Annotated in this window: 19 protein-coding genes; 5 read left to right on the top strand and 14 right to left on the bottom strand. The window is 64.5% G+C overall.

Annotated elements, in window-relative coordinates; all coding sequences use genetic code 11:
- Positions 1 to 42: 42 nt before the first annotated feature.
- The 5 genes from NKI24_RS31515 to NKI24_RS31495 form a co-directional block, all read right to left on the bottom strand.
- Positions 43 to 981, bottom strand: a complete 939-nt coding sequence (locus tag NKI24_RS31515; protein ID WP_352470775.1) for an ABC transporter substrate-binding protein — start codon at positions 979 to 981, stop codon at positions 43 to 45.
- An 86-nt stretch (positions 982 to 1,067) separates the two neighbouring features.
- On the bottom strand, positions 1,068 to 2,045 hold the full coding sequence (locus NKI24_RS31510; protein ID WP_502894527.1) for an ABC transporter permease subunit: 978 nt from the start codon (positions 2,043 to 2,045) through the stop codon (positions 1,068 to 1,070).
- A gap of 20 nt (positions 2,046 to 2,065) precedes the next feature.
- Complete coding sequence (locus NKI24_RS31505) at positions 2,066 to 3,610, bottom strand: sugar ABC transporter ATP-binding protein (protein WP_352750309.1); 1,545 nt, start codon at positions 3,608 to 3,610, stop codon at positions 2,066 to 2,068.
- Positions 3,607 to 4,986 carry an FGGY-family carbohydrate kinase gene (locus NKI24_RS31500; protein ID WP_352750308.1) on the bottom strand — a complete coding sequence of 460 codons (1,380 nt, stop codon included), beginning with the start codon at positions 4,984 to 4,986 and terminating at the stop codon, positions 3,607 to 3,609. Before NKI24_RS31500 ends, NKI24_RS31505 begins: the two co-directional genes overlap by 4 nt.
- A complete protein-coding gene (locus NKI24_RS31495) occupies positions 4,983 to 5,765 on the bottom strand; it encodes a DeoR/GlpR family DNA-binding transcription regulator (RefSeq protein WP_023680486.1) in 783 nt (260 codons plus the stop codon). The genes NKI24_RS31500 and NKI24_RS31495 overlap by 4 nt, the downstream gene beginning before the upstream one ends.
- Before the next feature lie 228 nt (positions 5,766 to 5,993).
- Here NKI24_RS31495 and NKI24_RS31490 point away from each other — a divergent pair, with 228 nt between their 5' ends.
- From NKI24_RS31490 to NKI24_RS31480, 3 genes are read left to right on the top strand one after another with little or no spacing between them, the layout of a single operon-like run.
- Positions 5,994 to 7,037: a class II aldolase/adducin family protein gene (locus NKI24_RS31490; protein WP_352748461.1), complete on the top strand. Its 1,044-nt coding sequence runs from the start codon at positions 5,994 to 5,996 to the stop codon at positions 7,035 to 7,037.
- Position 7,038: 1 nt separating this feature from the next.
- A complete protein-coding gene (locus NKI24_RS31485) occupies positions 7,039 to 8,325 on the top strand; it encodes an FGGY-family carbohydrate kinase (RefSeq protein ID WP_352748457.1) in 1,287 nt (428 codons plus the stop codon).
- Positions 8,322 to 9,173 (top strand): TIGR01459 family HAD-type hydrolase, encoded by an 852-nt coding sequence (locus NKI24_RS31480; protein ID WP_352750307.1) that lies wholly within the window; start codon positions 8,322 to 8,324, stop codon positions 9,171 to 9,173. The genes NKI24_RS31485 and NKI24_RS31480 overlap by 4 nt, the downstream gene beginning before the upstream one ends.
- Positions 9,174 to 9,193: 20 nt before the next feature.
- Here the strand turns inward: NKI24_RS31480 and NKI24_RS31475 are convergent, their stop codons facing one another.
- From NKI24_RS31475 to NKI24_RS31450, 6 genes are all read right to left on the bottom strand, one after another.
- On the bottom strand, positions 9,194 to 10,000 hold the full coding sequence (locus NKI24_RS31475) for an exodeoxyribonuclease III (protein ID WP_352450145.1): 807 nt from the start codon (positions 9,998 to 10,000) through the stop codon (positions 9,194 to 9,196).
- 134 nt (positions 10,001 to 10,134) lie between these two features.
- Positions 10,135 to 10,818, bottom strand: a complete 684-nt coding sequence (locus tag NKI24_RS31470) for an outer membrane lipoprotein carrier protein LolA (RefSeq protein ID WP_352470783.1) — start codon at positions 10,816 to 10,818, stop codon at positions 10,135 to 10,137.
- Positions 10,819 to 10,952: 134 nt separating this feature from the next.
- Positions 10,953 to 13,610, bottom strand: coding sequence for a DNA translocase FtsK (locus tag NKI24_RS31465; protein WP_352750306.1), 2,658 nt, complete (start codon positions 13,608 to 13,610; stop codon positions 10,953 to 10,955).
- A gap of 341 nt (positions 13,611 to 13,951) precedes the next feature.
- Positions 13,952 to 15,265 carry an ammonium transporter gene (locus NKI24_RS31460; protein WP_352750321.1) on the bottom strand — a complete coding sequence of 438 codons (1,314 nt, stop codon included), beginning with the start codon at positions 15,263 to 15,265 and terminating at the stop codon, positions 13,952 to 13,954.
- Positions 15,266 to 15,314: 49 nt separating this feature from the next.
- Positions 15,315 to 15,653, bottom strand: a complete 339-nt coding sequence (locus NKI24_RS31455) for a P-II family nitrogen regulator (protein WP_023679755.1) — start codon at positions 15,651 to 15,653, stop codon at positions 15,315 to 15,317.
- 219 nt (positions 15,654 to 15,872) lie between these two features.
- Positions 15,873 to 16,580, bottom strand: coding sequence for an acyl-CoA thioesterase (locus NKI24_RS31450; protein WP_352750305.1), 708 nt, complete (start codon positions 16,578 to 16,580; stop codon positions 15,873 to 15,875).
- A 101-nt stretch (positions 16,581 to 16,681) separates the two neighbouring features.
- Between NKI24_RS31450 and NKI24_RS31445 the strand changes: the two genes are divergently transcribed.
- Entirely contained in the window at positions 16,682 to 17,926 is a 1,245-nt protein-coding gene (locus NKI24_RS31445; protein WP_352450150.1) for a ubiquinone biosynthesis hydroxylase, read from the top strand.
- 71 nt (positions 17,927 to 17,997) lie between these two features.
- On the opposite strand, the gene NKI24_RS31440 is transcribed toward NKI24_RS31445, so the two are convergent.
- The 3 genes from NKI24_RS31440 to NKI24_RS31430 form a co-directional block, all read right to left on the bottom strand.
- The gene (locus NKI24_RS31440) at positions 17,998 to 18,525 is read right to left on the bottom strand and encodes a hypothetical protein (protein ID WP_352450151.1); all 528 of its coding nucleotides are present in this window, start codon (positions 18,523 to 18,525) and stop codon (positions 17,998 to 18,000) included.
- Positions 18,526 to 18,668: 143 nt separating this feature from the next.
- Positions 18,669 to 19,025: a YciI family protein gene (locus tag NKI24_RS31435; RefSeq protein ID WP_352450152.1), complete on the bottom strand. Its 357-nt coding sequence runs from the start codon at positions 19,023 to 19,025 to the stop codon at positions 18,669 to 18,671.
- Between the two features lie 2 nt (positions 19,026 to 19,027).
- Positions 19,028 to 19,267: a hypothetical protein gene (locus NKI24_RS31430; protein WP_352450153.1), complete on the bottom strand. Its 240-nt coding sequence runs from the start codon at positions 19,265 to 19,267 to the stop codon at positions 19,028 to 19,030.
- Between the two features lie 221 nt (positions 19,268 to 19,488).
- Here NKI24_RS31430 and NKI24_RS31425 point away from each other — a divergent pair, with 221 nt between their 5' ends.
- A complete protein-coding gene (locus NKI24_RS31425; RefSeq protein WP_031212702.1) occupies positions 19,489 to 19,914 on the top strand; it encodes an OsmC family protein in 426 nt (141 codons plus the stop codon).
- The last annotated feature ends 191 nt before the right edge of the window (positions 19,915 to 20,105 follow it).

Below are 20,105 nucleotides of genomic sequence, written 5' to 3'. Positions count from 1 at the left end.
AAGGTGCGGCCGGTCATCCCGGCCACACCAGGCTTGGGAGGCTTAGCGAGCCGCGGTCCAGCCCTTGTAATCCTTCAAATTGTCGGCCGTGATCAGCTTCGGGTCGAGCAGCACCGTCGGCTCGGCCGGCTTCTTGCCGGCAAGCAGGTCAGCCGCCATCGTCAGCGACTGGCCGGCCATCACATAAGGATCCTGCGAGGCCGAGGCCTTGATCATCGACGTGCCGGAGGCGAGTTCCTTCTCGATATCGGGTGCACCGTCGACCGCGGTGAAGATGAACTCCGAGCGGTTGAGCTGCTTGGCCGCAAGCTGGGCGCCGATCGCCGTCGGATCGTTGATGGCGAAGACCGCGTCGATCTTGTCGAAACGCGTCAGCAGCGACTGGAACACTTTCAGGCCGCCGTCACGCGAGCCTTCGGCGTTCTGGTCGTCGGAAAGGATCTTGATGTCGGGGTGCTTTGCCAGCACGTCCTTGCAGCCCTTGACCCGCTCCAGGATCGACGACGAGGCCGGGCCATTGAGGATGACATAGTCGCCCTTGCCGCCGGTATTGTCGACCAGATACTGGCACGCCTCTTCGCCGGCCTTGACGTTGTTGGTCATCACGGTGACGTCGGCGCCCGGCGCCGAAACGTCGAAAGCGGCAACGACGATGCCGGCCGCCTGCGCCTTCTTCACCGCCGGCGCGATCGCCTTGGCATCGACTGCGTTGAGCATGATGACGTCGACACCGGCAGCGATGAAGGAATCGACCTGCGATACCTGCTTGTTGAGATCGTAGTCGGCCGATACCGAGGTCACCTGCACATTCGGGTTGATCTTCTTGGCCGCGTCCTCGATGCCCTTGATGGTGGCGACGAAGAACGGGTTGCCGAGCAGTCCGACCGAGATGCCGACCTTGTTCAGATCCTTTGCCGATGCCGGCGCGATGACGGCGGCCGCAAGGGCGACGCCGCAGAGCAGTTTAGCGATGGTCTTCATTGTTTTGTTTTCCTCCTGATGCCCCGCGCCTCTCACGGTGCGTTACACATGAAACCGGCTCGTTGGATGCCGGCGACTAAGGGCCATCACGTTCTTGCTCCTGCCTGGAGCCGGTAACGGTCGAGGGCGACCGCCACGATGATGACCAATCCCTTGATGATGTACTGCCAGATGTCCGAAACACCGGCGAGGATGAGCCCGTTGGACAGCACGGCGATGATCAGGCCGCCGATCAGCGTGCCCCAGATCGAGCCGACACCGCCGACGAAACTGGTGCCGCCGAGGATGACTGCGGCAATGGCGTCGAGTTCGTAGGACTGGCCGAGCTGAAGCCCGTTGGCGGCATAGAGCCGGGCCGCCGACATGGCGCCGCCAAGGCCGGCCAGAAGGCCGGAAACGCCGTAGACGAAGAGCAGCACCAGCGGCACCTTGATGCCGGTCAGCCTGGCGGCCTCGGCGTTGCCGCCGACGGCGTAGATCCAGGTGCCGAGCACGGTGCGCTTGAGCACCAGCCAGGACAGGACGACGACCGCCAGCGCGATGATTACCAGCCACGGAATGCCGAACAGCGAACCGTTGCCGATGAAGTCGAACGGCAGGTCCGCGTTGAACACCGTCGTGTCCTGGCCGAGCAGGCGGGCGACGCCGCGCACGGCGGTCAGCGATCCCAGCGTGACGATGAAGGGCGGCAGCTTGATATAGGCGATCAGCAGCCCGTTGATGACGCCGAAACCGAGCCCGACGAGAATGGCCGCAGGCACGCCCAGCAGTCCCCAATCGGGCACCAGCGACACCATCACCGCCACCATCGCCGAGGCGGCAAGGATCGAGCCGACGGACAGGTCGATGCCGCCGGTCAGGATGACGAAGGTCATGCCGGCGGCCAGCACGATGTTGATCGACGATTGCTGCATGACGATCAGCAGATTGGTCTGGGTGAAAAAGCGCGGATTGATGAACTGGAAGCCGACCGCCAGCAGGATCAGGATCGGCAGCATGCCGAGTGCGGCGATGGCGGTACGCCATCTCGTGCTCCTGCCGACCGCCCGGTCGTCCGCTTTCATCGTGTCGGCCACCTTGTCGGTCATCGCTGAGCCGCTCCCGTTGCAAGTTCCATGATCGCTTCCTGCCGCAGCGGCTCGCCCTCCGACGCCGTCACCTCGCCGGCAATGGTGCCGTCGCGCATCACCAGCACGCGGTCGGCGATGCCGATCACCTCCGGCAGTTCGCTGGAGATCATCAGGATGGCGATGCCTTTCTTGGCCAGATTGTCGATCAGCCGATAGATTTCCGACTTCGCCCCGACATCGACGCCGCGGGTCGGCTCATCGAGGATGACGACCTGCGGCTCGGTTTCCAGCAGGCGGGCGAGCAGCACCTTCTGCTGGTTGCCGCCCGACAGCGAGCCGGCATTGGCCTGCACCGAGCTGGTGCGGATGGAGAGGTCTGACACCGCCTTGGCAGCGCGCTTTTCGGCAGCCGTGAAGTCGCGCAAACCGCCGGCCTTCGCGTCCTTTGCCAGCACGCCCATGCTGATATTGTCGGAGATCGACATGTCGAGAAACAGGCCAAGTTGCTTGCGGTCCTCGGTCAGGTAGGCGATGCCGGCATCGAGCGCCTCGCTCGGCGAACCGATGGATATCGGTTTGCCGCCGAGCTCCAGCGTGCCTGATGTGTGCCTGTCGGCGCCGAAGATCAGCCGTGCCAGTTCGGTGCGGCCCGAGCCGACCAGGCCGGCCAGTGCCAGCACCTCGCCCTTGTGGAGGTCGAAGGAACAATTCTTTATGAGATTGCCGTCCGACATGCCGCGCACCGACAGCGCGATGGCGCGCTTGCTGTCCGGCGGACGGTGATCCTTCTTGTAGAACGTCGACAGATCGCGCCCGACCATCATCGATACCAGGCGCGAGGCGTTCAGGTCGGCGCGGTCGAGCGTGCCGACATAGCCGCTGTCGCGTAGCACGCTGATGCGGTCGGCGAGCTGGTAGACCTCTTCCATGCGGTGGCTGATGTAGATGATGGCGATGCCTTGCGACTTCAGCGTCGCGATCACCTCGAACAGCCGGTCGGTCTCACGCGAGGTCAGCGACGTGGTCGGCTCGTCCATGACGATGATGCGCGCATTGGTCGACAGTGCGCGGGCGATTTCCACCAGCTGTCGCTCGCCGAGCGACAGGCTTGCGACCGGAGTGCGCGCCGAGAAGGTCACGCCGAGCCGCGCGATGATCTCGCTGGCGCGCCGATTGCACTGCTCGCGGTCGACAACGCCGAACCGTCGCGGCTCGTTGCCGAGAAAAATGTTCTGCGCTACCGACAGATTAGGCGCCAGCGACAGCTCCTGATAGATGACCGCAATGCCGGCGGCGCGCGCCTTGATCGGGTCGCCAGTCGCGGCCGGCACGCCGTCGATCAGGATTTCGCCGCCGGGGTCCGGCCGGTAGGCGCCGGACAGCACCTTCATCAGCGTCGACTTGCCGGCACCGTTTTCGCCCATCAGCGCGTGCAGCTCGCAGGCGTGAACGGTCAGCGACACATCGTGCAAGGCGCGGATCGCACCGAACGTCTTGGAGATGTGGCGCATCTCCAGCACCGGCTGGCGCACCGTCTCGATCCGGGCGGCGGCGCTCATCGCGCACCTCCTGCAGCTGCGCTGGCCACAGCCCGGTCGGCGGCAAGGCCGCGCCAGTCGTTGCGATAGCCGGCAAGGCCGCTGAAACTTGCCGCATGCACCGCCTCCGGCGCTTCGGTGGCAAACTCGCGTCCGACGCTTTCGAAGGCAAGTGCGGCAGCACCGGTGGCGCTGCCCTCCAGCGTTGCGCCCTGCAGGAAAGCCTGCCCGGGCCGCAACTGCGCCAGCAACGCGGCAAGCAGCCCGCCATTGTTCAGGCCGCCGTCGACGATCACTGTGTTGTCCGAATGGATCAGCTCGAGGCACAGATCGACCATCAGCGCGACATAGAGCAGCGCCATGGCCGCGCGTTCCTCGGCATTGGGCGTACGCCCGACCAGTTCGCCGCGGCGGTGCGGCATCGGGCCGCCGGGCGCGAAGCTCGGCAGCGCCATAATGCCGGCGTCGATCACCCGTTGTATCGATGACGGCGCGATTGCGCCCTGCCAGCCGGCGCTGATCGTGGCGAATTCGCGCCCGCCCATGAAGCGGACGGTTGGCACCGGGCCGCCATCGACATCGACATTGACCAGCATGTCGCGCTCGCCGTCGAGTGCGTCGAGCGGGCAGTCCGGATTGAGCACGACCACCCAGGTGCCGGTCGAGACCACGGTCACCGGCCCGAGCTGCTGCCGGCGGTAGGCATGGAGCGCGGCATTGCTGTCGTGGACGCCATTATGGATGGCGACTGGCTTCGCGGCCTGGCCGAAGCGCTGCTCGCGGATCACCGCGCCGGCACGCTCGAAGGCGGGCATCTGGCCGCGCCAGCCCTCGGCATCGACCAGCGAGCTGAAATCGCGTTTGCGCGGCGCCCATAAATGCGAGTGGCAGCCAAGATACGACACTTCCGATACCGGCCGGCCGCCAAACCGCCAGCTCCAATATTGGGGGTAGCCGAGGATCGATTTCGCTGTGGCGAAGGCACCGGGCTCCACCTGCTTCAGCCACAACATGTGGCGGCCGTAGTTGAAGCCAAGCGGCAGGCGCGGCGAAAAGGTCTCGGCAAAATCCGGAATGCGGCGGTCGATCTGCGCGGCGATTTCAGCTGGCGGTTCCTGCTCGTAATCGAGGATCGGATGCGTCAGCGCGGCTTCGTCGACCAACGCGAAGGTGCAGCCATGGCCGGATACCATCAGCCCTTCCACGCCATGCGTGTCGACTGCATCATCGATGGCGCGAGCCGCCCAGTCGTGCAGCGCTGGCTCGTCGAGCACGCTGAAGCCGCCTTTGCGGATCCAGCTCGGCTGGGTGCGGCGCTCGTCGAGGATCTGTCCGTCCTGGCCGAAGACGAACAGCTTCGAATTGGTCTTGCCGAAATCGAGGACGGCGATGTTCACTGGGCGCCTCCCGAGGAAGCCGCGATCCGCACCATGACGCCGGCATCTTCGAGCATGCGGGCATCTGTCTCGGACAGGCCGTCATCGGTGACCAGCGTGCCGATCCGCGACAGCGGCAGTGCCACATTGCGCGCGTGGATCGACAGTTTTCGGCTGTCGGCCAGCACGACGATCTGGTCGGCGCAGAGGCTGAGCTCGACGATCGAGCGGACCAGCAGCGGGTGCGATTCCAGAAGGCCTTCCTGGCCGATGCCTTGCGCGCCGAGAAAGAACTTCGAGGCGTAGAACGGCACCGTCTGCGTCAGCGAATGGATGATGCCCGGCTCGCGGTGCAGTTCGCCGCCGGCGACGGTGAGGCTGCAATGGCCGTGGTCGCTGAGATAGGCCGCGAGCGGCATCGAGTTGGTGTAGAGCCGGATGTTGCGATCGGCGAGCTTGACGCCGAGATGGAAGCAGGTCGAACCGCCATGCACGATGACCGCGTCGCCGTCGCGCACCATGGTGGCGGCGAGAGCGGCGATCTGCCGCTTGGCCTCGACGGCGAGGTCGCGGTTCTCGTCATAGGGCCTGGCATAGGCGACGCCGGCTTGCGAAGCGCCATCGAGCGCCGAGATGCCGCCATAGACCTTGCGCGCTTCGCCGGCCTCGTCGATCTTGTCGATGTCGCGCCGCACTGTCGCCGCCGACACGCCAAGCCGCTCCTGCAGCTCGCGCACCGATGCGAAAGGCCGGTCCCGCAAAAGCTCGACAATCTGGCGCTGGCGGCCGGAGTCGCTCAACCCTTACCTCCCAATGCGCTTGCCTCCCAAGCATTTTGCACGGCATTGCCATTTTGCACGGCAATTGGTGCAACTTACTCAACACGCCTCGGATTGCAAGCCTGATCTGACGCGATAACATCACTGTTGACGTAACTTACTCGCATCTGCGATACCAGCGTCGGTCTTCGTCCCGGCACCGGGACGTCCAAAGCCGTGGCCACGCGGCCGGTTTGTGGAGGAATTTCGATGACGATCAGTGCGGATGCGCAGGAACTGGCAGCGCTGCGGTCGCTTTCGGCCGCCATCGGCAGCGACCCGCATCTGACCCAGGCCGCCGGCGGCAACACCTCGCTGAAAGCCGGCGACACGCTCTGGATCAAGGCCTCCGGCACCTGGCTGAAGGACGCGCTCATCGCGGACATCATGGTGCCGGTCGGCATCCCGCCATTGCTCGACGCCATCGAACGGCGCGACCCGGCCGCCGAACAGCCGCAGGCCTTCACTGTCGGCGCCCTCAACGCGCGCGGCTTGCGCCCGTCGATCGAGACCACCGTGCATGCGCTGATGCCGCAGCGCATCGTTCTGCATGTTCACTGCGTCGAGACCATTTCGCTGGCCGTGCAGGCCGACTGCGAGGCCGAGGCCGCCAGGCGGCTCGACGGCCATCAATGGGCGTATGTTCCCTATCGCCGGCCGGGACTGCCGCTCGCGCAGGGTATCGCCGAGCGCCTTCGGCCAGGCGTGGATATCCTGATCCTCGGCAATCACGGCCTGGTCGTTGCAGCCGAGACCGTCGCCGCGGCCGACATGCTGCTGCGGCGCGTGACACGACTGTTGGCGCGGCCGCCGCGCCGGGTGGCGGAACCGGACATCGCGGCATTGACGGCGCGCGCCGGCGACAGCGACTACAGATTGCCGGCGGACGTTGAGGCGCATGCGGTGGCGATCGACCCCGAAAGCTGCCGCATGGCTTCGGGTGGCAGCCTCTACCCCGACCACGTCATCTTTCTCGGCGAAGGCTCGGTCGTGGCGAGACCGGACGAGGGTGTGAAGCGCGTCATCGAGCGCTGCGGCGCCGCACCCGTGGCGATCCTGTTTCCTGGACTCGGCGTGTTGATGCGCGGCGACGCCGGCGCCGGTGCCGACGCCATGCAGCGCTGCCTTTCCGACGTGACAGCGCGGATCGATGTCGCGGCGAAGCTGAATTATCTGACAGCGGCGGAGAATGACGAGCTGATCAACTGGGACGCCGAAAAATATCGCCAGAAACTCAATGCCGGAGGCAGCTAACATGCCGCGTTCGTCTGGTCCGCTTGCCATCGGCATCGACATCGGCACATCCGGCGCGCGCGCCGTCGCCATGCGTCCGGACTTTTCCATTGCCGCGCATTCCGCTATTGCCCTCGAGCGATTTGGGCCGAACGGCCGCGACCCCGCCATATGGTGGGAGGCGGTCGGCGCGACGTTGGCGGAACTGCTCAAATGTATCGATCGCGCGGCAGTGCGCTCGATCGCCGTCGACGGTACGTCGGGCACGCTGCTGCCGGTCGACGGCGCCGGGCGGCCGCTGGCCGAACCGCTGATGTACAACGACAAGGTCGCTGACGACACTATTCTGACAGCAATAGCCGGCGCGGCACCGGCAACGAGCGCTGCACTTGGGGCGACCTCCGGTCTCGCCAAGGCGCTGTCTTTCCAGCACCTGCCCGGCGTCGCCACTGTGCTGCACCAGGCAGACTGGATCGCCGGACAGTTTTCCGGCCGCTTCGATGTCAGCGACGAGAACAACGCCCTGAAGACCGGCTACGACGTCGAGGCCCGGCGCTGGCCGGACTGGATCGCGGCGACCGGCGTGCGCATGGAATTCCTGCCCCGCGTCGTGCGGCCGGGCGATGTCACGGACACGCTCACCGCCAGCGCTGCGAAAATGTTCGGCCTGCCGCGCGACGTGGTTATCGTTGCCGGCACGACGGATGGCTGCGCCTCATTCCTGGCGACCGGTGCGAGTGCCGCGGGCGACGGCGTTACCGCGCTCGGCTCGTCGCTGACCATCAAGATCCTCTCCGACCGGCCGATCTCGGCGCCGCAATTCGGCATCTACAGCCATCGGCTGGGTGACACCTACCTGGCGGGCGGCGCCTCGAACTCCGGCGGCAAGGTGCTGGCCCAGCATTTCCCCGTCGCCCGCATTGTCGAACTCAGCAAAAAAATCGACCCGGCGACGAAGACCGGCCTCGATTATTACCCGCTGCCGGCGCCGGGCGAACGCTTCCCCATAGCCGATCCGGCGCTGCCGCCGCGCCTCGAGCCGCGGCCCGCCGACGACGCCGACTATCTGAAAGCGATGTTCGAGGGTATTGCGGCGATCGAAGCGCTCGGCTATCGCCGGCTTGCCGAACTCGGCGCCCCCCGGCTGACATCGGTCAGGAGCGTCGGCGGCGGTGCGGCCAATCCGGCCTGGACAGCGATCCGGCAGCGCAAGCTTGGCGTCGCTCTCGTGCCGGCTCTTTCGGAGGAGGCCGCTGCCGGCACGGCGCGGCTGGCGCTGATGGGCGCAAGCGCAGCGGGGCTTTTATGACGGCCAAGGCAATTCAACACCTCGACGGCATCGCCGCGCTGACCGACCGCTATCAGGTGTTCCTGCTCGACCAATTTGGTGTGCTGCACGACGGCACCAGCGCCTATCCAGGTGCTGTCGAAGCGTTGTCGGCACTCAAGCGCGCCGGCAAGACCATCGTACTGATCTCGAATTCCGGCAAGCGGGCGCAACCCAATGAGCGCCGCCTGCTGAAGCTCGGCTTCGAACCGGGAAGCTGGGATCACTTTGTCTCCTCCGGCGAGGTGGCGTGGCGCTCCTTCCACCAAATGGCAGCATCCGGAGCCCTGCGCCCGCAGACAAAATGCCTGCTGATCCGCCGCGACAATGACCGTTCGGCTGTCGACGGCCTGCCCTTCGTCCTGGCCAAGGACGGCGACGATGCCGAACTGGTGCTGATTTCCGCCAGCGAGGGCGATCGCTACGACCTCGACCATTATCGCCGGCTTCTTGGTCCGGCGGCGGCGCGGCGGGTGCCATGCTTCTGCACCAATCCCGACAAGATCATGCTGACTGCCGTCGGCCCTCGCTTCGGCGCCGGCCGGCTCGCCGATCTCTATGAGAGCCTCGGCGGCAGCGTGGTGCGCATTGGCAAGCCCAATCCGCAGATATTCGAGGCAGCGCTGGCACTGGCGGGCCACCCGGAGCGCGACAGCGTGGTCTGCGTCGGCGACAGCGTCGAGCACGACATCGCCGGCGGCAACGGCGTCGGCGTCGCGACGACGCTGGTCCTGTCGGGCATATTGGCGGGGGCGCCTGACCTGGAGGACGTTTTCGCCACGCTGAACGCCCGTCCCGACTACATCGCGGATAGCTTCAGGTTTCGCTGAGTTGTTAGGGCGAGACAAAGCTAATCCAGGTTGAAACGCCCGATCACCGGCACATGGTCCGAGGGCCGCTCCCAGCCGCGCGCCGGCCGCAGGATTTCATAGCCGGCAAAATGCGGCACCAGGTTTGGCGACGACCAGACATGGTCGAGGCGGCGGCCGCGATTTGAGGCCTGCCAATCCTGGGCGCGATAGCTCCACCAGGTGTAGAGTTTCTCCTCGTAAGGTACATTGAGCCGCATCAGGTCGATCCAGTCGCCGGCGAGCCGCATTGCCTCGAAGTTTTCCGTCTCGACCGGCGTATGGCTGACGACATTGAGGAGCTGCTTGTGCGACCAGACATCGTGCTCGAGCGGCGCGATGTTGAGGTCGCCGACCAGGATCGAGCCGGAGTGCTCGTCATGCTCGGCCCGCACGGCGTTCATCTCGGCAACGAAATCGAGCTTGTGCTTGAACTTGCGGTTGACGGCCGGGTCGGGCTCGTCGCCGCCGGCCGGAACGTAGAAATTGTGCAGCAGGATCGTTTTGCCGCCGGCGTTGACGGTGACCGACAGATGCCGGCTGTCGTCGATCTCGCAGAAGCGGCGCTTTTCGACCACCTCGATCGGCCGCCGCGCTATGGTGGCAACGCCGTGATAGCCCTTCTGGCCATGGAAGGCGATGTGCTCGTAGCCGAGCTTGCGGAACGCCTTCTCCGGAAACAATTCGTCCGGAACCTTGGTTTCCTGCAGGCAGAGCACGTCCGGCGCCTGCTCGACCAGCAGGCGCTCGACGATCGGCATGCGCAGCCGGACGGAGTTGATGTTCCAGGTAGCGACGGAAAACGGCATGTGGGGTTCCGGACAACGCAATATCCGCCGGATGGCTCCGACGGAAGTCAATCGCGGAAACTACTGCCAGCCGCGCACCGCAAAAACAAGCCGCCCGCACCAACGCGGAAAAACCATCCCGCAGCAGTAGGAAGTTACCGCGTCTTGGTGTTCAGCTCGCGGTTCGCCGTATAGTCGATGGCGAAGGTGTCGGGGGCGAAGCTGACGCCCTCCTTGGTGTTGAAGATCATCACCGTCGTGTCCTTGCCTTGCGCATCGGTGATGGTCCACTGCCGCAATTCATAAGATTTCGGATCGAACATCATGGTGATCTTCGAATTGCCGAACACCGATTTGTCGGCAAGCTGGATGGTGGTGAGATCGTCCTCTTCCTTGACGCTTCTGACGCGCCCGCCCGACAGATCGATCTTGTCGTCGAGCAGCAGCTTCAGCGGCGTCTTCGACAGCGGGTAGAGGTCGGAGGTCCGCAGCTTCTTGTTGAGGATGACCACCGACTTGCCGTCGGAAATCACCCTGAAATTCGAGGCGCCGTCATAATTGAAGCGGATCTTGCCCGGCCGTTCCAGAAAGAACTTGCCGCCGGTCTGCTCGCCCTTGGGTCCGAACTGCACGAACTCGCCGCTCATCGATTTGACCGAGGAGAAATGATCGGCGATCTTCTGCGCCGTCGCCGGAACCGCTGCTTGCGCCGACGCCAGCAACTGGACGCCGGGCACGAGGTTGGCGGCCGCCGCACCGGCCAGGACCAGGCCGAGGCCGAGCACCTGCCGGCGGGTTGGGGCGAAATCCCTGCTTGGGGCGAGAGTTGCGTTTTTCATGCCGGTCACCATCATCTGATTGCTTGCTCATTATATTGGTCTGGCCCCCCAGTTGGGCTTAAGTTTGGCGGACCGCACGGCGCCCGTCCGTTGCAACGCGCCAAAAGGTTCAAAGTTGCCGGCGCGGATGCGCTCTAGAACTTGTCGTCCTCCGTCGGCACCAGGATTTCGCGTTTTCCGGCATGATTGGCCGGGCCGACAATGCCTTCCTTCTCCATCTTCTCGATGATCGAGGCGGCGCGGTTGTAGCCGATGCCGAGCCGGCGCTGGATGTAGCTGGTCGAGGCCTTGCCGTCCCGCAGCACCACCGCAACCGCCTGGTCGTAGGGATCGTCGGAATCCTCGAAATTGCCGCCGTCGCCGCCGCCACTGCCTTTGCCCGACGGCTCATCGTCATCCTTGTCGTCGTCCTCGGTGATGGCGTCGAGATATTCCGGCACGCCCTGCAGCTTCAGATGCGCGACAATTTTCTCCACCTCGTCGTCGGAGACGAAGGGACCGTGCACGCGCTGGATGCGGCCGCCGCCGGCCATGTAGAGCATGTCGCCCATGCCGAGCAGCTGTTCGGCGCCCTGCTCGCCCAGGATGGTGCGGCTGTCGATCTTCGATGTCACCTGGAACGAGATGCGGGTCGGGAAATTCGCCTTGATGGTACCGGTGATGACGTCGACCGACGGCCGCTGCGTCGCCATGATGACATGGATGCCGGCGGCGCGCGCCATCTGCGCCAGGCGCTGCACCGCGCCTTCGATGTCCTTGCCGGCGACCATCATCAAATCGGCCATCTCGTCGATGATGACGACGATGTAGGGCATCGGCTCGAGGTCGAGGTTCTCCGTCTCGTAGATCGCCTCGCCGGTTTGGCGGTCGAAGCCGGTCTGCACGGTGCGCGAGATCCTTTCGCCCTTTTTCTCGGCCTGCTGCACGCGCGCGTTGAAGCCGTCGATGTTGCGGACGCCGACCTTGGACATCTTGCGGTAGCGGTCCTCCATCTCCCGCACGGTCCATTTCAGCGCCACCACCGCCTTCTTCGGATCGGTGACGACCGGCGTCAGAAGATGCGGAATGCCGTCATAGACCGAGAGCTCCAGCATCTTTGGATCGATCATGATCAGCCGGCAGTCCTGCGGCGTCAGCCGGTAGAGCAGCGACAGGATCATGGTGTTGATGGCGACGGACTTGCCCGAGCCGGTGGTGCCGGCGACCAGCACGTGCGGCATTTTGGCGATGTCGACGATCACCGCCTCGCCATTGATGGTCTTGCCCAGCGCCAGCGCCAGCTTGGCCTTGGTGGTTTCGAAATCGCGGCTGGCCATGATCTCGCGCAAATAGACCGTCTCGCGCCTGGCGTTCGGCAATTCGATGCCGATCGCGTTGCGGCCGGGCACCACGGCGACACGGCAGGCGATGGCGCTCATCGAGCGGGCGATGTCGTCGGACAGGCCGATGACCCGCGACGATTTGATGCCGGGCGCCGGTTCCAGCTCGTAGAGCGTGACGACCGGACCCGGACGCACATGGATGATTTCGCCCTTGACGCCGAAATCCTCCAGCACGCCCTCGAGCAGGCGGGCGTTCTGCTCCAGCGCGTCCTTGGACAGGCTGGCGTCGCGCACCACGTTCTTTGGTTCCGACAGGAAGTGCAGCGACGGCATCTCGAATTTTTCCGAGCCGATCAGCGAAGTCTGCGCCTCGCGCTGGACGCGCGCGCCGGGGGCCGGCCGCGGCGCCGGCGCCTCGACGCGTGTCGCCGCGTCGGAACGGAAGTTCTGCACCTTGGCCGTTGGCGCGGCGCGGCGCTGGCCGGCCGGCTCGGGCGCGAAATCCATGTCGTCGTCATTGTCGTCGTTATCGAAGACGTCGGCATCGTCAGGGTCGATCGAGGCACTGCGGTCGTTGACCATGGCGGCGAAGAATTCCGGCTCGACGCGGGCGCGCCCGCCCGGGCTCATCCGCGTCTCGGCGAACTCGGCCGATTCGACCCGTTCGGCCGCCCGCCGCCAGGCGCTGGGGCGCGGTTCCATCTCCGGCTCGAAATCGTCGCGCTCGCGCCGGCGCGCGGCGCGGCGGCGCAGATAGGCCCGCAGCGACAGCCACCAGTGGGTGATGGCGCCAAGCGCCAATATACCTTCGTCGCCCTCGTCCTCTTCATTGTCGAAAAGCAGGTCGTCCTGCGGATCGGGCACTGCAGGCTGTTCGAGGACGGCAAAGCCGTTCTTGCGCGAAATCAGCGCCGAGCCATACAAGAATACCCACAGCCCCGGCGCTGCCAGGAGCACGGCGAGCACGCTGGCGACGAGGCCGGTCGGATAGCCGCCGATGACCAGGCCCGGGATATTGAGCACCATGTCGCCGAAGACGCCGCCGAGGCCGGTCGGCAGCGGCCAGGTCTTGGGCGGCACCACGCAGCCGGCAATTGCCGCGCCAAGCAGCGAAAACCCGAACCAGGCCAGCGCCCGTTTCGGCAGCCGGTCGACGCCGCGCGCGGTAAACAGCAGAAATCCCCAGATCACCGCCGGCACCAGCGCCGCAACGGCGGCAAGTCCGAAGAACTGCATGGCAATGTCGGAAAAGACGGCGCCGGCATAACCCATTGCATTGGTGACAATATTGTCGGTGGCATGCGAAAAGCTCGGATCGGCGACGTTCCAGGTGGCAAGGGCGGCGACGCCGAAACCAACCAGAGCAAACAGCCCGGCACCGACCAGCCGCCCGACCTGGCGCCTCGCGAACGACCGGATGCCGTGCTCCGTATCGGCCAGCGCAAGCGGTGCTGAAGCCCCTGAACGCATGCTCTTCCTCGTCTGTCGTTGCCCGGCCGGGCGCGGACGCGCAACACGGCAGATTCGGCTGTCAGACTAGCGGCGGGAAGGTTAAGGGCGCATTAACCATGGGCATTCTGCGTCACCGGAACGGGCGACCGCCACCACAGTTCGAAGCCGCTGCGGCCGATGTTTCACGCCGGCGGCGGATCGAGCACCTTGATCAAGCGACCGTGATCGAGCCATCACGGCCATCCGCGCGCAAAAAAGAGGCCCGGAAATCTTCCGGGCCACAAGGCGTGAGCCCTTTCGGGAGCATCACGACGGGATCTTCCCGGCACCGGCAAAACGCCGGTGCCGGCCAAATACCCTTACGGCACCACTTCGCCGTGCTGGCTGATGTCGAGGCCTTCGACCTCTTCCGGGGTGGAAGGACGCAGGCCGACCAGCGCCTTGACGATATAGAGGATCACGAAGCTCGCGATCGCCGTCCACAGGATGGTGAAGACGATACCGTAGAGCTGCTTGCCGACAGAGGCACCCGCCCCGAGGCTGTTGATCGCCGGATCGGCGAGCACGCCGGTCAGCAACGCGCCGATGATGCCGCCGATGCCGTGCACGCCGAACGCATCGAGCGAGTCGTCATAGCCGAACGCGTGCTTGAGCTTGACGGCCGAGACGTAGCACAACACGCCGGCGACGATGCCGACGATGAAGGCGCCGGTCGGATTGACGAAGCCGGAAGCCGGCGTCACCGCGACCAGGCCAGCGACGGCGCCCGAGATAATGCCGAGCACGCTCGGCTTCTTGGCGACGATCCATTCGGCGAACATCCAGGCGAGCGCCGCAGCAGCAGCGGCAACCTGGGTGTTCAGCATTGCGGCACCGGCAAGGCCGTCGGCGGCCAGTTCCGAGCCGGCGTTGAAGCCGAACCAGCCGACCCACAGCAGCGAAGCGCCGATGACGGAGTAGACGAGGTTGTGCGGCGCCATGTTGGTGGTGCCGTAGCCTTCACGTTTGCCGAGAACCAGCGCGCAGACCAGGCCGGCAACACCGGCATTGATGTGAACGACCGTGCCGCCGGCGAAATCGAGAACGCCGGCTGTGCCGAGGAAGCCGCCGCCCCACACCCAGTGCGCGATCGGGGCGTAGACCACCAGCAGCCACGCGCCCATGAAGATGAGCAGCGCCGAGAACTTCATGCGTTCGGCGAAGGCGCCGGCAATCAGCGCCGGCGTGATGATGGCGAAGGTCATCTGGAACATCGAGAAGACGAACTCAGGAATGTTCGCCACGCCCGGCAGCCACAGCGAGGAGGTGGTGATGCCGTTGTGGAAGAACTTCGAGAAGCCGCCGAGATAGGCATTCATGCCGCCGCCATCCGAGAAGGCCAGCGAGTAGCCGAACATGAACCACAGCACCGTCACCAGGCAGGTGATGGCAAAGCTCTGCATGATGGTGGCGAGCACGTTCTTTTTGCGCACCATGCCGCCATAAAACAGCGCCAGGCCCGGTACGGTCATCATCAGCACCAGCGCCGTCGAGGTCAGCATCCAGGCTGTGTTGCCGGTGTCGAGCGCGGGCGCAGGGGCAGCCGGTGCCGCTTCCTGCGCGAACGCAGCAACCGTGCCCAGCGCAGCGAGAGCGAGCGAACCTAAAACGGCCGCGCGTCCCGTTATCTTCAAGGTGGAAGGAATATTCATTGAACTCTCCATTGGAATACGTATCCGCAGCTCAAAGCGCGTCGGTGTCTGTTTCGCCGGTGCGAATGCGCACCGCCTGGTCGATGCCGAAAACGAAGATCTTGCCGTCGCCGATCTGGCCGGTCTTGGCCGCCGCGGTGATGGCTTCGACGGCCTTGTCGACCATGTCGACAGCGACCGCGACTTCGATCTTGATCTTCGGCAGGAAGCTGACCGCGTATTCCGCCCCGCGATAGATTTCCGTGTGCCCCTTCTGACGTCCGTAGCCTTTTACTTCGGTGACGGTCAGGCCCTGGATGCCGACTGCGGTGAGCGCCTCGCGCACCTCGTCGAGCTTGAACGGCTTTATGATTGCCATCACGATCTTCATAAGGTTTCACCCTTTGCTGTTGCGGGTCCCCGCGTTTGCACGACTTCGCCGATCCCCATGAGAGCCGGAGAGTGCCCGCTAGGATTCAAGCTCCGTGCCAATTGCCGAAGCAGGGTGTTAAGCTGTTGTTAAACAACGAAATCGAGAAGGTCTGGCAGCTGCCTGTTCACAGGCGCGGCAGTGCATATGCTTAAAAAGTAGGCAAATTTCGAAAAATGCCTACTCCGCGGGCGGCCGCTTCAGCCGGATGAGTCCTTCTTGGGCAACCGAGGCGATCAGGGTGCCGTCGCGGGCAAACAGCGAGCCGCGGGTAAAGCCACGCGATCCTTGCGTCGACGGGCTGTCTTGCGTGTACAGCATCCAGTCGTCGAGCGGATGGCTGCGGTGGAACTGCTTCGGCTCGAGCTTTTCCCGGCTGGTATAATGCTTCAGCATCACCGGCTTCATCTCGATCGGCCGGTCGCGCTCCCAATAGCGCTTGATGCCGTCGGGCACGGCTTCGCCGAACTTGCCCAGCAATTCGCGCTGCGACAGCAACGTGTCAGGCGCCGGCACGTCCTGCGGCATCGGCACCTGATGTTCCAGGCCGACCTCATCCTGCTGGAACGAGGCTTCCAGCGAAAAGATCGCCTGGCCGTGCTGGATCGCCACGACGCGGCGCGTGGTGAAGGAGCCGCCGTCACGGATGCGGTCGACCTCGTAGATGATAGGCACCTTGGTGTCGCCCGGCCGCATGAAATAGCCATGCAGCGAATGCACGTGGCGCTCGGGCTCGACCGTTCGCTGCGCGGCGACCAGCGCCTGGGCGATGGTCTGGCCGCCGAAGATGCGCTGCCAATCGAGCTTGGGGCTGCGACCACGATACAGGTTGTGTTCCAGCTGCTCGAGGTCGAGAATACCGAGAAGCTCGTCCATGGCTGCCGTCATCTTGACCTCGCCGCAAAATTACCATGGCGGTTTCCGACAGGAACAGCGGGCAGTCAAGGGCGGAATGCCCGGCGACAGTCAGGCTGCGAAAGGAATTGCCCATGGTCGACAGCAAGAATTCGCTCGACGTTCTGGTCGCCGGCGCCGGTTATATCGGCTTGGCCGCCGCCGTGTCGCTGAAGCAGGCGCGGCCGAGCCTCGCCGTCGCCGTCGTCGATGCCGCGCCGGCCGGCGTCTGGCAGAAGGACGGCCGCGCCTCGGCGATTGCCGCCGCCGCGTGCCGCATGCTCGACCAGCTCGGCGTCTGGAACGAGATCGCGCCGGAGGCGCAGGCAATCACCGAAATGATTGTCACCGATTCGCGCACATCCGATCCGGTCCGCCCGGTGTTCCTCACCTTCGACGGCGAGGTCGCGCCCGGCGAACCCTTTGCGCATATGGTCGCCAACAAGGATTTGAACGGCGCCTTGCGCCGGCGCGCCGAACAACTCGGCATCGGCATCATCGAAGGCGTCGCCGTCAGCGCCTTCGACATCAACGGCGCCGGCATAACGGTGCATCTTGCCGACGGCGCGACGCTGAAGGCGCGGCTGCTGGTTGCCGCCGACGGCGTCAACTCGAAGCTGCGCGACATGGCCGGCATCAAGACGGTAAAATGGGAGTATGGCCAGTCCGGCATCGTCTGCACGGTGGCGCACGAGCGGCCGCACAACGGCCGCGCCGAAGAGCATTTCCTGCCCGCAGGCCCGTTTGCCATGCTGCCGCTCAAGCCGGGCAAGGACGGCACCAACCGCTCGTCGATCGTCTGGGTCGAACGGTCGCAGGATGCCGAGAAACTGGTCAGTGGCGACGCGCTGGTCCTGGAATATGAGCTCGAGCAGCGCTTTGGCCTGAAACTCGGCGAAATTCATATCGCCGACAAGCCGCGTGCCTGGCCGCTAGGGCTGATCATTGCGCGCGCCTTCGTCGCGCCGCGCATCGCCTTGGCCGGCGACGCCGCCCACGGCATCCACCCGATCGCCGGCCAGGGTCTCAATCTCGGCTTCAAGGACGTGGCGGCGCTGGCCGAAGTGGTGGTCGAGGCCGACCGGCTCGGCCAGGACATCGGGGCGCTCGACGTGCTTGAGCGCTACCAGCAATGGCGGCGTTTCGACACGGTGCAGATGGGCATCACCACCGATGTGCTGAACCGGATGTTTTCCAACGATTTCGGCCCGCTGCGCACTTTGCGCGACATCGGCCTCGGCCTCGTCGAGCGCATGCCCCGGCTGAAGGGGTTTTTCATCCGCCAGGCGTCGGGTCTGTCCGGCGACACGCCGAAACTGTTGAAGGGCGAGGCGATCTAAACAGGCCCTGAAGCGATCAGGCGTCTCGGCTTAATCGCCATGCGGTCTGCCAAATTTCCGTGTCAGGGAACTTAGTTCACCTCGAAGCCCAGCTTCTGGCGCAGCCGCAGCATGCGCTGGTCGGGAATCTGCAGGTTTTGTCCGCCGGCTTCCGCCGTACGGCTGACCATCCGCAGCAGATCGCTCCTTTCGGCCGCGTCGAGCCGTTCGCGCAGGAACGGTGCCAGCTTGTCGATGACGACCGTGGCGTCGTCGATTTGCGATGCCGCCCATTTGGCGTAGATCACCGCTTCATCGGTCTGTTTTTTGTCGGCAATCTCCGAGATCACCGATCGAATGGCAGCTTCGCGTTGCGGCAGCACAGGACCATGTTCGGAAACGATGGCGGTGATCAGCGTCGCGGCGGCGACGACCGGATCGTCGATCGCCGTCAGCGGCGAGAGCGCCGCCTGCTTGCGCAGTTTCTTGCGGCGGACGTTGCCCTGCACGCGGCCAACGACGTCGGCAACCTCACGCGCCGCGTCGTTCATGGTCTTCAGCCGGTACCACCAGAACGCCGCTGCCCCCAGCAGGCCGATTGCTGCAATCAATATATGCATGCCCCGAAATCCCCCGATCTCGGCGACCATAGGAGAAGTATTGCTTCGCTTCAACACGCGAAAGTTGCGTCCGATGAGGAAAACGAAAGCCCGCGCCAGTCGTTGGTCTCCGCCGCTCCGCGGAGGAACCTATCGAGACATCTCTATGACCCGGGCACCTTGTAGATCGCCCGCACCTCGATCGTGCCGATTTCGGCCAGCGGAATCTCGCCCGCGATCTCCAGCGCCTCGTCTAGGCTCTCGGCCTCGATCATGACGAAACCGAGCAACTGCTCCTTGGTTTCGGCGAAGGGGCCGTCGGTGACCAGCCGCTTGCCCTTGCGCCTGCGAACGGTTTTCGACGTTTTCACCGATTGCAGCGCCTGCGCGATGATCAGCATCCCGCGTTGGTCCAATGACCGGTCATGGGCCATCGAATCGGCGTCGAGCTTGGCCAGCCTCTCGGGCGTCATTGCGTAGAGATCTTTTTCTTCACCATAGACCAGGCAAACATACTTCATTTTTATCTCCATTCCTGGCTTGAAGCCGAAGACGAGGCTACGGAAATCTCCGCGGAGCCCTTGCCTGCCGCAGAATCGAGACCGGCCGCAGCATAGTCGAGAAGAGATACCGCAATCCCGATAATGGCAATCGCCGCAAGCAATCGGCCGAAGCCGGAAGGCTGCAGGCGCGACCAGTCGGCTTGTTGTTCACCGGCCCTGTGGCCGGTGCTTGTCCAGTGAGCAGAAAACAGGTTGTTCATGTGGTCCTCCATCCGGCCACCAAGTCCATGGCCGCCCGCAGGACGGCCGGGACAGATGGAAGTCGACATTTTTGCACGCGTATTTTTTTTAATTTTTTTCGCTCGACATGATGTGTCACGCTGCCGCCGATACGAAAGCGTGGGTGGCCTTCGCTCCGGCGCGCGCTATAGTCGACTGGATGCCGATCACGGGCTCAATCACGACAATCAAGGAGGAATTGATGGACCGCACCGCCAACGCCGTTTGGAAAGGCAGTTTCAAGGAAGGCAAAGGCACGCTCGATACACAGAGCGGGACGCTGAAGGGCACGCCCTATTCCGCCAAGATGCGTTTCGAGGACGAGAGCGGCAAATCCGGCACAAATCCGGAAGAGCTGATCGCCGCCGCCCATGCCGGCTGCTACGCCATGCAGCTTTCGCATTTCCTCGCCGAGAACGGCACCCCGGCCGCCGAACTCGACGCCAAGGCCGTGGTAACGCTGGTTCCCGGCACTGGCATCACCGGCAGCGCGATCACCCTGGTCGGCAAGGTACCGGGCATCGATGCCGCCAAGTTCAAGGAATTGGCCGAGAAGGCCAAGGCCGAATGCCCGGTCTCGAAGGCGCTCGGCGCCATCAAGGTATCGCTCGACGCCAGGCTCGGGTGAGAGAGCTTTTATGCCTGATAGATTCCAACTGGTGTTGGAGTCCATCAATTGTTAAAGTCGGCGCCGCCCCTCATTGCCCTGCCGGGCATTTCTCCCCGTAAGTGACGCTAGGGGATGCACACATCTTTTCGTTGCGTCGATGACTCATCTGTGAGTTGCGGCGTCGGGTTGGTGTGTGATTCTGTAGGCGA

Source organism: Mesorhizobium sp. M0701, assembly GCF_040320365.1.
GTDB lineage: Bacteria > Pseudomonadota > Alphaproteobacteria > Rhizobiales > Rhizobiaceae > Mesorhizobium.
Note: the sequence above shows the minus strand (reverse complement) of the source record. Positions and strands in the feature narration are given on the sequence as shown.

Excerpts from the sequence above, each read along its gene's own strand:
- NKI24_RS31510 (WP_502894527.1), bottom strand. The coding sequence starts at position 2,045 with ATGAAAGCGGACGACCGGGCGGTCGGCAGGAGCACGAGATGGCGTACC.
- NKI24_RS31440 (WP_352450151.1), bottom strand. The coding sequence starts at position 18,525 with ATGCATATATTGATTGCAGCAATCGGCCTGCTGGGGGCAGCGGCGTTC.
- NKI24_RS31450 (WP_352750305.1), bottom strand. The coding sequence starts at position 16,580 with ATGACGGCAGCCATGGACGAGCTTCTCGGTATTCTCGACCTCGAGCAG.
- NKI24_RS31485 (WP_352748457.1), top strand. The coding sequence starts at position 7,039 with ATGCCGCGTTCGTCTGGTCCGCTTGCCATCGGCATCGACATCGGCACA.
- NKI24_RS31515 (WP_352470775.1), bottom strand. The coding sequence starts at position 981 with ATGAAGACCATCGCTAAACTGCTCTGCGGCGTCGCCCTTGCGGCCGCC.
- NKI24_RS31445 (WP_352450150.1), top strand. The coding sequence starts at position 16,682 with ATGGTCGACAGCAAGAATTCGCTCGACGTTCTGGTCGCCGGCGCCGGT.
- NKI24_RS31475 (WP_352450145.1), bottom strand. The coding sequence starts at position 10,000 with ATGCCGTTTTCCGTCGCTACCTGGAACATCAACTCCGTCCGGCTGCGC.
- NKI24_RS31455 (WP_023679755.1), bottom strand. The coding sequence starts at position 15,653 with ATGAAGATCGTGATGGCAATCATAAAGCCGTTCAAGCTCGACGAGGTG.
- NKI24_RS31470 (WP_352470783.1), bottom strand. The coding sequence starts at position 10,818 with ATGAAAAACGCAACTCTCGCCCCAAGCAGGGATTTCGCCCCAACCCGC.
- NKI24_RS31505 (WP_352750309.1), bottom strand. The coding sequence starts at position 3,610 with ATGAGCGCCGCCGCCCGGATCGAGACGGTGCGCCAGCCGGTGCTGGAG.
- NKI24_RS31480 (WP_352750307.1), top strand. The coding sequence starts at position 8,322 with ATGACGGCCAAGGCAATTCAACACCTCGACGGCATCGCCGCGCTGACC.
- NKI24_RS31430 (WP_352450153.1), bottom strand. The coding sequence starts at position 19,267 with ATGAACAACCTGTTTTCTGCTCACTGGACAAGCACCGGCCACAGGGCC.
- NKI24_RS31435 (WP_352450152.1), bottom strand. The coding sequence starts at position 19,025 with ATGAAGTATGTTTGCCTGGTCTATGGTGAAGAAAAAGATCTCTACGCA.
- NKI24_RS31490 (WP_352748461.1), top strand. The coding sequence starts at position 5,994 with ATGACGATCAGTGCGGATGCGCAGGAACTGGCAGCGCTGCGGTCGCTT.
- NKI24_RS31425 (WP_031212702.1), top strand. The coding sequence starts at position 19,489 with ATGGACCGCACCGCCAACGCCGTTTGGAAAGGCAGTTTCAAGGAAGGC.
- NKI24_RS31465 (WP_352750306.1), bottom strand. The coding sequence starts at position 13,610 with ATGCGTTCAGGGGCTTCAGCACCGCTTGCGCTGGCCGATACGGAGCAC.